Origin of the sequence: Streptomyces sp. NPDC089919, assembly GCF_040684615.1 — a bacterium.
In the GTDB taxonomy this organism is placed as follows: Bacteria; Actinomycetota; Actinomycetes; order Streptomycetales; family Streptomycetaceae; genus Streptomyces.
In genome coordinates this window covers 19,291-33,870 of record NZ_JBFBGK010000031.1, presented here as the reverse complement: position 1 = coordinate 33,870, position 14,580 = coordinate 19,291, and the positions used below count along the sequence as shown (strand labels likewise).

The 14,580-nt window shown below is 71.5% G+C and carries 5 protein-coding genes; 2 read left to right on the top strand and 3 right to left on the bottom strand.

Translation table 11 applies throughout. The features are described from left to right. Positions 1-108: 108 nt before the first annotated feature. Positions 109-624: a CAP domain-containing protein gene (locus AB0O40_RS15595; RefSeq protein WP_365040710.1), complete on the bottom strand. Its 516-nt coding sequence runs from the start codon at positions 622-624 to the stop codon at positions 109-111. Positions 625-1,033: 409 nt separating this feature from the next. On the opposite strand from AB0O40_RS15595, the gene AB0O40_RS15590 reads away from it, so the two are divergent. Further along, complete coding sequence (locus AB0O40_RS15590; RefSeq protein WP_365040707.1) at positions 1,034-1,561, top strand: hypothetical protein; 528 nt, start codon at positions 1,034-1,036, stop codon at positions 1,559-1,561. Between the two features lie 60 nt (positions 1,562-1,621). On the opposite strand, the gene AB0O40_RS15585 is transcribed toward AB0O40_RS15590, so the two are convergent. Continuing rightward, positions 1,622-7,837, bottom strand: a complete 6,216-nt coding sequence (locus AB0O40_RS15585; protein ID WP_365040705.1) for an RHS repeat-associated core domain-containing protein — start codon at positions 7,835-7,837, stop codon at positions 1,622-1,624. 346 nt (positions 7,838-8,183) lie between these two features. On the opposite strand from AB0O40_RS15585, the gene AB0O40_RS15580 reads away from it, so the two are divergent. Further along, entirely contained in the window at positions 8,184-12,179 is a 3,996-nt protein-coding gene (locus tag AB0O40_RS15580) for a ricin-type beta-trefoil lectin domain protein (protein ID WP_365040703.1), read from the top strand. A 73-nt stretch (positions 12,180-12,252) separates the two neighbouring features. Here the strand turns inward: AB0O40_RS15580 and AB0O40_RS15575 are convergent, their stop codons facing one another. Then, positions 12,253-14,535 carry a LamG-like jellyroll fold domain-containing protein gene (locus AB0O40_RS15575; protein WP_365040700.1) on the bottom strand — a complete coding sequence of 761 codons (2,283 nt, stop codon included), beginning with the start codon at positions 14,533-14,535 and terminating at the stop codon, positions 12,253-12,255. Positions 14,536-14,580 lie beyond the last annotated feature (45 nt).

Genomic DNA, 14,580 nt, shown 5'->3' with positions numbered 1-14,580 from the left:
GCCTGCTCGGGGCGGCCGGCCCGACGGGCCCCCGCGCCGGCTCCCGCCCATCGTATGTGCGATGGCCCGGGACCGCCGCGTGGGCGGTCCCGGGCCATCGGCCGCGCATCACATGCGGGTGGCGAAGTCCTGGGTCCAGTAGTGGTTCGAACCGGACACGCCGACGCCGATCTCCTTGAAGGAGCAGTTCAGGATGTTGGCCTTGTGGCCCGGGCTGTGCATCCAGGCGTTCATGACCTTGGTGGGGGTGCTGTAGCCGTAGGCGACGTTCTCGCCGTACGCGCGCCAGCGGTAGCCGGCCCGGGTGATCCGCTGGCCCGGGTTGGAGCCGTCGGAGCCGGTGTGGGACATGCGGTGGTGGACGGCCTGGTCCTTGCTGTGGTTCTGGGCGGCCTTGGTCAGCTTCGTGTTGACCTTCAGCGCGCGGCAGCCGACCTTGGCGCGCTCCCGGTTCACGAGGGTGACCACGCGGGCGGTGGCGGTCGAGGTGGCCGAGGCGGTGGCCTCGGGGGCCGGGGCGGCGCCCGCGGGGCCCGCGAGGGCGGTCGGGATGCCGAGCGCGCCGAGCGCGACGGCGCCGATGGCTATCTTCTTGAGCTGCGTGTTCTTGCGGTGCTGCTGCATGCGTGACCTCGTCCGGTGGTCTCGGAAACGTCGTGGCCCGGCCGCTGTGGCGCCGAGCGGGTCGCCATTCTTAGAAAGCCGCCAAGGGGGTCGCAAGTCCCGCCGGTTGCCGGCGGGGGCGGCCGGCCGGGGGCAGCTTGAAATGCACACGCGCTCGTGCAGTGCGGGCCGCGGGGGAGTACCGCGAGATACTTGATGGGTCGTCAAAAAGCCCTACCAACTGCGCTGTTGTGCAGATCCGCCCACCTGTCGAGACGGGCATTCCGGCGCAGTGGGGAATGTCCGTGCTGGGGCACATGTCCCGACATGCGGCAGGGTGCCAAACGGTCGTAACCCTTCCGTGATCCGAATGGTCCGGGTGATCCATGTCACGCCCGAACGCCACGCACGGTGACGGAAGATGGGCTCCGTGATCTCAAAGGAGCGTGCGGTCGAACTGGCCGAGACCTACCTGGCCGAGAGCGGTGCCACGTGGCCCTGGCGGGGCGAACCGCCCGAACTGGCTGTTTACGACGTCGAGGAGTACTCGGTCGGCTGGGTCGCGCACTGGTGCACGGCGGAGCACCTGCGGGATCCGCAGCCGACCACCGTACGTAACCACGTGTTCGTGGACCGGTACGACGGGAGCATCCACCACGTGCCGGAGGCGTGGTTCGGCGGGGGCTGGGAGGGCAAGTACCTGTCCCAGGTCAAGGGCGTCCAGCGGCCGGACCCGCTGGCGGACCGGGTGCGGGAACTGGCGCTCTCGGACGGGGTGGTGGCCGCGATGGCCCACCTGCGGACGGCCGCCCCGGCGCTGTCCCTCACCCAGGCGAAGGCGTACGTCACGGCGGTCCGGGACGGCGGCGACCCGCCCAAGGACGTGTGGCTCCTGACGCTCGACCGGTCGGCCTGGACCGAGTTCCCGATCGAGACGCTGCGGGGCCCTGCGGTCTGAACGTGGCCGCGCCCCGGCCGGAGGGATCCGACCGGGGCGCGGGTTGGCTCTACGTGGGCGTCAGCAGCCCCGCGTGCACCTCCCGTCCGTCCAGGACTTGTCGATCTTCGGGGAACCCCAAACGCCGCTGAAGGGGGCCGAGTCCAACCCGGTGTCGCTCGCCATGCGGTCCGTCATGATCGTGCGCGGGGACTGGTTGGGCAGGTACTGGTACACCTCCATGTCGGGGTACGCGTCCCCCTTCCTGGTGACGGAAACCGAGCCTCCCGACGCCCTGATGGTGATGTCGGCGTCGACGGAGAAGACCGGCAGATAGCTGTTCACGGCATGGACACCGATCCTGAGCTCCTCGGCGGTGGACTCGTTCTTGTACTCGTTGGGCTCCACGACGTTGTCCCACCCGTACGTGTCACTCGAGACGCCGCCGACCTTGAGCGGGCGCGCGGGGATGAACCGTTCACCCGAATGTTGCTTGCCGAAGCGGCTCTCGGGGCGGTTGCTGGGGAACTTGCCGCGGGTGTGCGAGCCCGTGATCGTGAAGGAGATCTCACCCGTGGCGGTGTCCCAGATCATCGTCATCCGGTAGGCGGCCGTCGGATCAGCCGTGAACTCGCGGTCGTCCCCGTACAGCATGCCCAACGCGGCCTGCTTGCTGCTGATGAAGTACGTCATGCGGATGATGCCGCGGTTCTCGCCGGCGGGGACCTTGAAGGTCCTTCGCGAGGAACCCCTGGGCTTGGACCCCCACCCCGCGTCGATCACGCTCGCGACGTAGTCCTCGATGGCGCTGTACGTGTCCTGCGGGTCCTCCGCCGGCGGCTGGTGGTAGTCCGCGTCGTTGTCCACCGGCCGGCCCTGGTGGCACTGGATCGTCCGGTCCCAGCACTCCGACAGGATGCGGCCCGTCGGGTCGGAGAAGACCACCGGGTTGTTGTTGCCGTAGGTGTAACCGTGCGCCTGCTGGGGGTCGTTCAGGTCGACGACCGGGTCGACCGAGAGGAAGCGGCCGGTGGCCGGGTCGTACTCGCGGGCGCCGAGGTGGACGGTGCCGGTGGTGCCGTCCTCCGTGCCGCCGACGAAGCCCTTCTCCGCGGCCCAGCCGGCCGCCTTCGGGCCGCGCTGCGCGCCGAAGGGGGTGGTCCTGCGCCGGGTGACCGCCTGGCCGGCGTCGGCGCTGACCTGGGTCGAGCCGGTGCCGTGGCGGTCGGCGAAGGTGAAGGTGAGCTTGGAACCGGTGCGGAAGGCCACCACCGTGCCGTCCGCGGAGTACGACCGGGTGCCGGTGACGCTGCCGTCCGGGTTCAGGTGCAGCTCGGTGTCGTAGGACAAGTACAGCGACGTGCCGGTGGCGTCCTTGCGGATCAGCCGCTGGCCGTCGGTGTCGTAGACGTACCGGCCCTTCTCGGCCGAGCCCTCCGTGACGGAGGCCAGGTGGCCCTCGTCGTCCCAGTTGAAGGTCTGGGTCGGCGCGCCGCCCAGCTTGCGGGTCGCGGTGTTGCCCACCGCGTCGTAGGTGAAGACGTCCTCGCGCGGCGCGGTGCCGGTCTGGCTGACCTTGGTCAGGTCGTGCGAGCCGGCGCTCGGGGCCGCGTACGTCCGCAGCGTGTCGGCGGCCGGGCCCGACCCGGTCCTGTGCTGGGTCTCGGTCCGGCGGTTGCCCACCGCGTCGTAGGTGTACGAGGTCCAGTACGGGTCCGCGCCGCCCACCGCCGCCGCAGAGGGCGCGGCGGCGCACTGGGTGCCCTTGTCCGTCCAGGCGTCGGTGACCCGGCGCAGCGCGTCCACCGCGAAGCACTGGGTGTCGGTGGTGCGGGCCGCGTCCTTGTCGTAGGAGGTGGCCAGGGACTTCACGTTGCCCGCGGGGTCGTAGGTGTAGTGCGAGTCGTCGATGCGCTGCGGGGCGGTCTCCCGGTCGAGGTAGGTGTCGGTCAGCTCGCCGGTGTGCTCGTCGAAGAGCTGGGTCCGGGTCAGGCTCCGGCCGAACTGGCCGAAGTTGCGCAGCACGTTGCGGCCGTAGTGGTCGTACCGGGTCGAGGAGACCAGCGGGTCGTCCCCGGCACTGACCGAGTCCAGCAGGCCCGCGACCGGGCTGTAGGTGTGGGTGACCTGCTCGGCCGGCAGGCCGCCGATGGCGGGGTGTTTGGTCCACAGCGCCGCGCCCGTGGTGGGGTCGTAGGAGGTGGTCCACTTGTACGTGCCCGCCAGTGCCCCCTCGGCGGCCGGGATCACCGTCTGGGTGGTCACCGGCTGGTAGGTGGGGCTGTAGGAGAGGACCGAGGACTCGTAGGCGTTGCCGCCCACGTAGCGGACCGACGTGTCGACCCGGCCCTTGGCGACCGTGTCGTACGCCCAGCTCGCCAGCAGCGTGGTGCCCTTCTTGAGGGCGGTGCGGCGGCCGAGCTCGTCGAGGTCGGTGTGCAGGGTGACGCCCCGGGCGTCCTGCACGTCGGTGATGCGGTCCGCGTCGTCGTAGGTGGTCTTGGACACCCCCTTGTCCGGGTCGTCGATCTCGATCTGCCGGCCGCGGACGTCGTACGTGTAAGTCCACCGGGCGCCGGACGGGTCGGTGACGGAGGCAAGCTGCCCGCGCCGGTCGTAGGTGCGCTTGGTGCTCTGCGCCGTCAGCCGGGCCGGGTCGGCGTACTGCTTCTGCTCGACGGTGCGGCCGAGGGCGTCGACCACGGTCGTGCTCGCGATGCCGCCCTGCGGGGGCGTGGTCGTCGTGGTGTCACCGGTGTAGACGGTGGTGGTGCGCTTGGTCTCGGTGCCGAAGCGCTTGGACATGACGGCGGTGGGCCGGCCGGCGCCGTCGAACTCGGTGTCCGAGGAGGACGGGTAGTCCAGCTCCTTGCCGGTCACCAGCACGCCGTCGGGGGTGCCGGTGGCGTAGTAGGTGCCGGAGGTGCGCCAGGCCCGGCCGAGGGTGTCGTAGAAGGTCTCGGTGAGCAGCCGGCCGGCGCCGTCGGGGGAGCGGCGCTGGGTCTGGCGCTCGCGCAGCATGCCGTCGTGGACGGTGAGGGCCACGTCGTACTGGGAGTCGTGGGTGAGGGTCTTCGAGGTGATCACGGTCGGGGCGTCGTTGCGCACCAGGTACTCGAAGGCCACGGTCGGCGCGTCCTTGTAGGTGACGGCCGAGCGGCCCGGCTTCCACACCTTGGTGAGCCGGCCCAGCGCGTCGTACTCGCTGGCCGTGACCTTGCCGTTGGCGTCGATGAGCTGCGTGGTGAGGCCCCGCAGCGGCTCGGTGACGGTGGTCGCGGTGTGGCCCTTGGGGTTGGTGACCACGTTCTGCGTGGGGACCTCGCCGGTGGCCGGGGTGTAGACGGTGGTGGTGGCCTTGCCGAACGGGTCGACGGTGCGCAGCTGGCGCCCGTACAGGTCGAAGTCGGCCACCGCGGCGGTGGTCACGGGCGTGTAGCCGGTGCCGGTGCCGTTGATGTGCTCGGTCCGCGTGACCAGACCGCGGGTGGGCGCGACGCCGAACGCGGCGCCGTCGTAGGAGGTGCGGACGTCGTCGATCACGTCGGCCGGCCGGGAGACCGGGCTGCCGCAGGGCACCGCGACGGTCTCGACCCGGCCGGCCCGGTTGAGGATGCTGCCGGCGCCGCGGACGTAGGTGGTCGTGGCGCACTTCTCGTCACCGGACTTGGCGGTGTCGCCGGTCTCGGAGACCTGGTCGACCATGCCGAGAGCGTCGTAGCGGCGGGTCACCTCGGTGGTGCGGACCCCGCCGGTGACGGTGGTGCGGGTGGACTCCTTCTCGGTGCCCGTCTTGTACGAGACGAGGTCGGGCAGGCCGGTACGGGTACGGGTGTTGCCCGGCGCCGAGCGCCAGGGGGTGTACGAGGTCGCCTTGAGGGGCTTGGTGGTGTCGTCGCCGAGGTACTGGACGGTCTCGCGGACCATGCCCGCGAACTGCGGCCGGTCGGTGACCTCGGCGCCGGCGGTGTCCTTGACGGCGGCGCCGTCGATGCCGCGGAAGTACGCCTTCTCGTCCAGGGTCTTCGCGTCGCCCGAGGCGCCGGTGCGGACCTGGACCCGGCCGTAGCCGCGGGCCACCGAGTAGGTGCGGTCCTCGGCCTTGGTCAGCTCGTCCGTGCTCTTCGCCCAGGCGGCCCCGCCCAGGTAGGCGTACGTGCTGACCTTGTCCGGCGTACCGGCCAGGTTGTCGCCCTCGGTCACCTGGGTGACCACGTACTTGTTGAACCAGTCGAGCTTGGCGGTGTCGCCCTCGAAGGCCCACTTCACCGGATAGCAGCGGGTGGTGTTGGTGGCGTCGGCCGGCGGCAGGGTGTCGGTGGTGCAGTCGGGCTGCGAGTAGGTGATGCCGACGGTGCCGCCGGTCTCGTTGGTGATCTGGTAGAGCCGCAGCCGGACGAAGGGCGCGAGCCCGTCACCGGTCTTGTCCACCCGGTTGGGCCGCTGCTCGCCCGCGAAGGTCGTCGGGGGCAGGGTGAGGCTGTCGCCCGCCTTGCCGGTGCGCTGGATGGACTTCAGCCACATCGGGGTCGAGACGCCGTCGCCGGCGGGCGGGAAGCTCTGGTCGAGGGCCCAGGTGTCGACGTCCTTGTACGCCCCGCCCGTCAGGACCCTGGTCGTGATGGAGGTGAGGCGCTTGCGGGACCAGAACGTCGGCGAGTTCTTGTCCTTGCACTCGGTCGCGCCGTCCTTGCAGTACAGGTCGTACGGGACGTCGGGCCAGTTGCGGGCGTTGGTCTCGTCGAAGGTGCCGCAGTTGGTCAGGCAGCGCTCGCCGACGCCGAACTGCACCTGGCCCATCGCCTTGCCGGTGTACACGGCGTCGGCGCGCAGGCCGTAGTCGATGTGGTCCAGCCAGCCGCCCCGGGTGTAGGGGGTGACGGTGCCCTTGCCGGTGGTCGAGGAGACGTTGCGGCCGTAGTTGTTCGACTCGGTGTTCCAGTAGTAGGCGATCGCGTTGCCGTGCGGGTCGACCGTGTAGTCCAGCTGCCAGCGCCAGGCCTGCTTGCACCAGGCGGCGGCGAAGGAGGAGTTGTAGCAGGGCTCGCCGGACTGGTTGCCGAAGACCGGTGCGGTCCAGGCCGAGTTGGTGACCGGGTCGTCGGCGGCGGCGCCGTTGTCCTTCCAGCCCGGCAGCCGGTTCAGGCCGAAGAAGTACTGGGTGCCGTCGGTGGTGGTGACCTTCCAGTGCTCGCCGTTGTCATCGCCGTTGGCGGCCCCGGTCAGCTTCTCGACCTTCTCGCCGGAGTCGGACTCGGGCACCCAGCCCTTGTCCTGCTGCCACACCAGCTCGGTGCTCTTGCCGCCGAGGGAGAGGGTGGCGTTGTCGTTGAACCAGCACAGGTCGCCGACCTTGGTCGTGTTGGTGCCGCCGGTCTTGTCGTCGTTGCAGGGCTTGTACCTGCGCTCGATGAAGCCCGGCTCCCAGTCCCAGCCGTCGCCGATCCAGGAGGGCTGGTTGTTCGATGCGGAGGTGCGGCCGTCCACGGACTGGGAGTTGTACGCCAGTGAGATCGAGGGGGTCAGCCCGCCGGGTACGCCCGGTACGGCGATCGGGTGCGACCAGGTGAAGGCGCCGTTGGAGCCGCCCGCGTCCCAGGAGCCGGAGGCCTGGAGGGAGGTGGCCTTGTAGTCGCCGGTCGGACCGCCCGGGTCGGCGGTGGCCGCCAGCACCATGGCCTTCGGGGCGGCGAGCGCGGTGGTCCTCGGGGCCGGCAGCGCGGTGGCCGACAGGGTCCCGGCGCGCACGTCGTTCTTCGTCGCCAGCGGCCTGCCCACCCGGCAGGCGGGGACCGCCGGGGTGGTCAGCGCGCAGGCCGGCAGCTCCACCAGCCGCAGCCGGGCGGCCCAGTCGCCGCCGTACGCGCCGCGGAAGGCCGCGTAGTCGACGGTGACGCGGGCCGGGACCTTGCCGGGGGCCGCATCGGTGCGGGCCAGGGTCAGCAGCAGGCCCTCGACGCCGGCCCGCCGGGCCGCCGGCCGGCCGGCGAGGGTCACCTTCAGACCGGGGGCGCCGGCCTTCCCCGCCCGACCGGCCGTGGAACCGGCCGTCTTGCCGGCTGCGGGCTTCCCGGCCGCGGCCACCGAGACGGGGAGGGCGCCGGCCCGGCCGCCCGCCGCCAGGTCGACCTCGGCCGTGCCCGCGGCGGGCCACTTCGGCGCGGCGGTCCGGGCGGGCGCGGCGGCCGCGTCCCGCCGCTGGACCCCGCCCGTGCGCACCTTCGTCACGGCCACCGGATCCGGCTGCCGCACCCCGGGAGTCCGCGCCGCTCCGGCCCCCGGGGCCGCGACCGCCATGCCGGGAAGAATCCCCGCCAGGAAGGCCCCGGTCACGAGAACGGAGACGGCATCCCTTCTGAAGCGTCTCACACCCCACCCCATTCATTTCTGTTTCATCGGGAAATTATCCGGCGCAGAGTAACAGGAATAGCCCGGTGTCAAAGTGTCTCGTCAAGCGGTGGTTAAGCGTCCTGAATCGGAATCACCGACCCCCGCTTGCGGTACTGAGAATTCCTTTACTGAATCTCCAGTTCCGCTGGCGGAACGGCTCTGAACTGCAGGTAGGGTCGCGTCGGGAAATCCGAGCCCGGGAGTCTGAATGCGAGTGAAAGCGCCCCGCCGGGGCAGATCGAGACAGCGGCTGGTGTCGTCCGTCATTTCCGCGGTGCTGTTGGCCGGAATGAATGCGGCCGGTGGTATATCCGCGGCGGAGGCGGCCGCCGACCCGGTGGCGGACGGTGCGGTGAGCGCGGAGGACTTCGCGCTCGCCAAGGCCAAGGAGACCGGCCGGCCCTATGAACTGCTCTCCGCCCGGAGCGAGTCCTCGGACACCTGGGCGCTCCCCGACGGCAGCTGGTCGGTCAAGCGGTACGGCACGCCGGTGCGGATCTGGCGGGGCGGCGCCTGGGTGCCGGCCGACCCCTCGCTGGCCTTCGCAGCCGACGGCCGGGTGGTCTCCAAGGCCGCCACGGTCTCGGTGGCCTTCTCCGGCGGCGGCTCCGGCCCGCTCCTGACGGGCGTGACGGACGGCCGGACCGTCTCGCTGTCCTGGCCCACGCCCCTGCCCAAGCCGACCCTGACCGGCAACGTGGCGACCTACCCCGAGGTGCTGCCCGGCGTGGACCTGCGGGTCAAGGCCGAGGTGGAGGGCTTCTCCGAACTGCTGGTCGTCAAGACCGCCGAGGCGGCGCGCCAACCCGGCCTCGCGACCCTCCAGTTCAAGCTGGACACCGTCGGCCTCGCGGTCAGCACGGACGCCGCCACCGGCGCCATCACCGCGGTCAACCCGGCCGGCCGGACCGTGTTCACCAGCCCCTCCCCGCTGATGTGGGACTCCACGACGGCGAGCGCCCCGGCTCCCAAGACCGCGGCGAAGAGCGCTGCCCGGGAGGCCGCCGCGGCCGCCGCGCCGGCGAGCCCCGCCGACGCCTTCGTCCCGCCCGCCGGCGCGCAGAACGCCCACATGCCCACCACCGTGGCCGACGGCACCCTCCAGATCCGCCCCGACCAGGCCCTCCTGACCGGCGCGACGACCAAGTACCCGGTCTTCATCGACCCCTCCTGGGCCATGAACACCCGGCAGAACTGGACCCGGGTCTACGCCAAGTACAAGAACAACTCGTACTGGAACACCCAGGAGGACGTCCGGGTCGGCTACGAGGACGAGACCAACGGCCTCTCCCGCTCCTTCTTCCAGTTCGACACCTCGGACATCAAGGGCGCCCAGGTCAAGAAGTCGACCTTCCGGATCCGCAACACCTGGTCCTGGTCCTGCGAGGCCCGGCCGGTGGAGCTGTGGGGGGTGGGTGCCATCTACTCCGACACCACCTGGAACCGGCAGCCCTCCAAGGACTTCCGCCTCGACACGGTGAACGACGCCAAGGGCTGGGGCGACTGCGCCCCCGGCAACCTCGAGTTCGACGCCACCGCGCTCGGCGTGAAGGCCGCGGCCGGCGGCTGGGCCAACGTCACCGTCGGCCTGTACGCCGGCGACGAGTCGGACACGTTCGGCTGGAAGCGCTTCGACCCCAAGAGCGCCGTCTTCGAGACCCAGTACAACAACCCGCCCGGCACCCCGGCCCGGCTCGGCACCGACCCGGCCACCCCCTGCCAGAGCGGCGGCGCCCTGGGCAACACCCGGATCTCGCTCTACGCGACCGTCGACGACCCGGACGCCGGCGCGCTGACCGCCGAGTTCCAGCTCTTCAAGACCGGTCAGGGCACCCCCGCGGCCACCGCCGACGTGCTCGCCGCCAAGGGGCAGGTCGCGACCTGGACCGTGCCCGACGCGAACCTCCCCACCGGCCAGTACACCTGGAAGATCCGCGCCAAGGACCAGGACGGCGCCACCTCCGGCTGGTCCGAGAGCTGCGCCTTCTCCGTGGACCGGGCCCGCCCGGACAAGCAGCCCTCGATCAGCTCCCCCGAGTTCCCCAGCGGCGACGCGGGCTGGCCGGCCGTCACCGGCAAGGCCCGCACCCCCGGCACCTTCACCTTCGGCGCGAACGGCGTCGCCGACGTCGACCGGATCGTCTACTACACCGACTCCGACCCGGGCCTGCGTACCGTGGCACCCGGCGGCAGCGTCACCCTCACCCCGCCCGGCTCCGGCCCGCGCATGGTGTACGCGTACAGCGTCGACAGGGCGGGCAACCGTTCCGACACCACCACCTACCTGTACTACGCGGCCCGTTCGCAGGCCCGGGACGGCGCCGGCGACCTCAACGGCGACGGCCAGCGGGACATCTGGACCACCGACTCGGCCGGCTCGCTGCTCACGTACGCGGGCCGGGGCGACGGAAAGTTCTCCCCGGCCGCACCCGGCGGTATGACGTTCCCGAACGCGCAGGTCACCGGCTCGGGCGACTGGGGCCAGGACGGCTACAACGACCTGGTCTCCCTCGAGTACGTGACCGCGGCGCAGAAGAAGATGCTCTGGGCCTACCCCAACGACGGCCAGGGCGCCGTCACCGCCGACCGGGCCGCCCTCACCGTCTCCTGCCCGGTCAAGGACCCCGCCCTGGGCTGCGACTTCGGCGCCGGCTGGACCGGCGACGACCACTGGTACAACGCCGAGCAGGTCCTCGACGCCGGCGACCTCAACGCCGACGGCGCCCCCGACCTGCTGGTCCGGCAGGGCCGCCAGCTGTGGGCGTACTACGGCAGCCGCACCTCCCGCACCCTGGACCGCCGCGGCGGCCCGGTGCTGGTCGGCAACGGCGACTGGGACAGGTTCACCGTCATCGCCCCCGGCGACCTCAACGCAGACGGCGTACCTGACCTGTGGCTGCGCGACGACGCCTCCGGCGACCTGCTGCGCACCTACGGCAGCAAGGGCCCGGACGGCAAGCTCGACCCGACCACCTGGGGCAACCCGGCGAGCCGGGTGAAGATCGCCTCGGGGCTCGGCAAGGCCGCCTACCCCAAGGTCGACACCGTCGGCGACGTCACCGGGGACGGCATGCCCGACCTGTGGGCCGCGCACGCCAACAACCAGCTCGCGGTCTTCGCCGGCACCGGCACCCCGCAGGACGTCAACGGCATCAGCCAGACCCCGGCCTTCCTGAGCAACATCACCGCCCCCACGGCGCAGTGGAAGCTCACCTCGCAGACCGGGACCACCACCCCCAGCGCGGTCGGCGCCTTCCCCGGCACCGTCTCCGGGATCACCTGGCCCAGCGCCGTGATCGCCGGCCGCAGCACCCCGTACGCCGCCTTCACCGGCACCAAGGCCACCATCAGGACCGCCGGCCCGGTGGTGGACGTCCGCAAGAGCTTCACCGTCAGCACCTGGGCCAAGGTCCCGGCCGGCGGCGGCATGGTCCTCTCCCAGGACCAGACCCGCAGCAGCGCCCTCACCCTCTTCGCCGACCCGGCCACCGGGCGCTGGAACTTCGGCATCGCCAAGGCGGACGCCGACTCCTGGCCCTACGACTGGGCGGCCGCCGCCGTCAATGCCGACGCCGCGCGGTACAACGCCGACTCCTGGACCCAGCTGACCGCCGTCTACGACGCCGCCATCGGCCGCATGAGCCTGTACGTCAACGGCGTCCTGGCCGGCTCCGGCGTGCACCTGGCGTCGAGCAGCCCCGCTCCCGGCGGTCCCCTGGTGATGGGTGCCTACAAGCGCGACGGCCAGGTCGACGACTACTACGGAGGATTCAAGGGCGGCATCAGCAACCTCGCCGTCTACCCGTACGCCGCCCCCGTGACGGCCCCGGGCTCCTCCGGCGTCATCGCCCTCGCCTCGTCCCCGGGGAACTGCCTGGACAACGACCACGGCCAGACCGGTGACACCAACAAGATCCAGATCTGGTCCTGCAACGGCACGGACCCGCAGCAGTTCACCCTCGCCGCCGACGGCTCCGTCCGGGTCCAGGGCAAGTGCATCGACCCGGCCTACGCGGGCACGACCGAGGGCACGAAGATCTGGCTGTACCAGTGCAACGGCAGCTACGGCCAGCAGTTCCTGGCCCACGCCGACGGCACGCTCTTCCACCCGCGGTCGGGCCTGTGCCTCGACATCCACGACACCAACGCGGGCACCCAGCTCCAGCTGTGGAGCTGCAACAGCACCAACGCGCAGAAGTGGTCGATCCCGATCCTGAGCACGGCCCCCCTCCCGGTCCCGCTCTGGTAGCGGGGCGGCGGACATGACGACGGCCCCCGGGTGCAGGCGCACCCGGGGGCCGTCGTCGTGCCGGAGGCCGCCGTTACGGCAGCTTCGCCAGGTCGTAGTGGTTCTTGACCTGGGCGGCCGTGAGCACCTTGCCGTACACGGCCGTCTCGTCGATCAGACCGGTGAAGAAGTCGCTGCTCGGCCGACCGGGCCAGCCCGACAGGTTGTCGCCGCCGACGTGCCAGTACCCCGTGAAGGCGGAGTGGCCGGTGACGCCGGAGGTGGCCTTCAGCTGGCCGTCGACGTACAGCGCGGCCCCGGACGGGCCCTGGGTCGCGACGACGTGGTGCCACTGGCTGTCGTCGTACCACTCGCCCCAGGGGGTGACCAGCGTGTACACCGCACCGGGGTAGACCCCGAAGACCAGCCGCCCGCCGTCGGTCAGGTACAGGTTCTCGTCGTCCTGGCTGCTGTTCTGGGTGGTGTGGCTGCCGAAGCCGACCAGCTTCCCGCCCCGCGAGCTGCCGGTGCGGAACCACGTCTCGACGCTGTAGGCGCTGCCCACGCTCTGCCGGTGGTCGCTGAAGACCTGCTGCGTCGAGCCGTCGAAGCCGATGGCCGTGCTGCCCGCCACCGCGCCCGGCGACTGGCGCAGGGACGGCGCGGCGACCTGCACGCCGCTGGTGTTCCCGCCGTCCGAGGAGTCGGCGACGTAGGGGCTGACCGTGTCGTCGTAGCGCCAGTACAGCTGCGCGCCGTCGGCCCGGACCCGGTCGGGGTAGGCCTGCGCGGCGGCCGGCACCGTCACCGAGACGGTGGCCGACTTGGCGCTGGTGTTGCCCGCCCCGTCGGTGGCCGTGACCCGGTAGGTGTACGACTGCCCGGCGGTGACCGTGGTGTCGGTCCAGGAGGCCTGGCGCCGCTCGAACTCCAGCGAGTCGGCGGTCATGGTGCGGACCGGGGTGGCCGCGCCGTTGCGGTAGACCTTGTACGTCAGCCTGCTGTCGTCCGCGTCGAAGCTGGTCCGCCAGCGGACCTGCACCTCGCCGGGCTTGACCGAGGAGGCGCTGGCGACCGGGGTGGTCGGGGCGCCGACGTCACCGGTGGACGCGAAGCGGGTCAGACCCTGCTGCGCCTTGGTGTTGACGGTGGTGAACTCGCCGCCCACCCACAGGTACTCCGTGCCGCCCTTGGCCGCCACGGTCATGGTCCGGGGGCCGACGCCCTCGCCGATGCCGCCGTTGGTGGCGGGGAACCAGCCGAGCTTGTGCGGGCCGGGCACGTACCCGTCCACCGCCGCCGGCGCGGCGCCCTTGTACTGCGTGGGCTGCGCCAGCAGGTAGCGGCGCTTCCCGTCGTCGGGGAACTCGCCCTCGGTGGCGCAGTTGTGCGCGTGCGAGGCCACGTACAGCACCCCGTCGTACGGCTCGAGGTGCTGGGTGGCGCCGAAGCAGCGGTCCCGCCACTTCTCGCTGAAGTCGGTGAGGCTGAAGGCGGTGCGGCCGTCGAAGGCGCCGCCGCCGTTGCCCTGGTTGCCGGTGTAGAAGCCGTTCGCGTCGGTGGCGATGTCCATCACGACCGACAGCTTGGGGAAGGTGTTGTACGTCTTCTTCACCGCGCCGGACACCGCGTCCGCCACCGCCAGGGCGTGGGTGGTCTTGCCGCCCAGGCTGAAGAAGTCGCCGCCCAGCAGGACGTTCTTGCCGTCCGGGGTCAGCTCGACCGCCCGCCCGGACTCGTCGGCGTCGGCGGTGAAGGACCGCAGGGCGCCCGTGGTGGCGCTGACCGCGGCGAACTTCTTCCGGGTCTTGCTCTGGACGGTGCTGAAGTCGCCGGCCGCGTACAGCGTGCTGTCGGACAGGGCCAGGCCCCGCACGGTCGCCGAGAACTGCGGGTGGAAGGAGGACTTCGGGGCGCAGCCGGCGATGTCGATCGCGGCGACGTTGGAGACCTTGACGCCGTTGACCCCGCCGAAGCGGCCGGCCGCGTACAGGGTCTTCTTGTCCTCGGACACCACCAGCGCGCGCACGGTCGCGGTACCGCTGGTCATGGTGAAGGAGAGCTTGCAGGAGGTGGGGCTGCCGGTGGCGGCGTCCAGCGCCACGAAGTTCACGGCCGTCCGGGGCGACCCGGCCGCACCGGCCGGCGGCCGTACCTCGGAGAAGGTCCCGCCCGCGAAGACGGTGCCGTTCACCTGGGCCATCGCCCACACGATGCCGTTGGTCTGCCAGGTGGGCAGGTTGTCGGCGGTGAAGGAGACCGGGGCGGTCACGGCCGCGGCCGGGGCGGTCAGGGCCGGTACGAGCCCGGTACCGGCTGCGGCGAGCAGAAGGACGAGGGCCGCGCCCAGCCCTCCGGATCTGCGTCTTTCAGTCATGCGCCGAAAGGGTGCCAGAGCCGGGTGACGGAGAATTCGGGCAAA

Coding starts and splice junctions, on each gene's coding strand:
- AB0O40_RS15585 (WP_365040705.1), bottom strand. CDS start 7,837: ATGGCGGTCGCGGCCCCGGGGGCCGGAGCGGCGCGGACTCCCGGGGTG.
- AB0O40_RS15595 (WP_365040710.1), bottom strand. CDS start 624: ATGCAGCAGCACCGCAAGAACACGCAGCTCAAGAAGATAGCCATCGGC.
- AB0O40_RS15575 (WP_365040700.1), bottom strand. CDS start 14,535: ATGACTGAAAGACGCAGATCCGGAGGGCTGGGCGCGGCCCTCGTCCTT.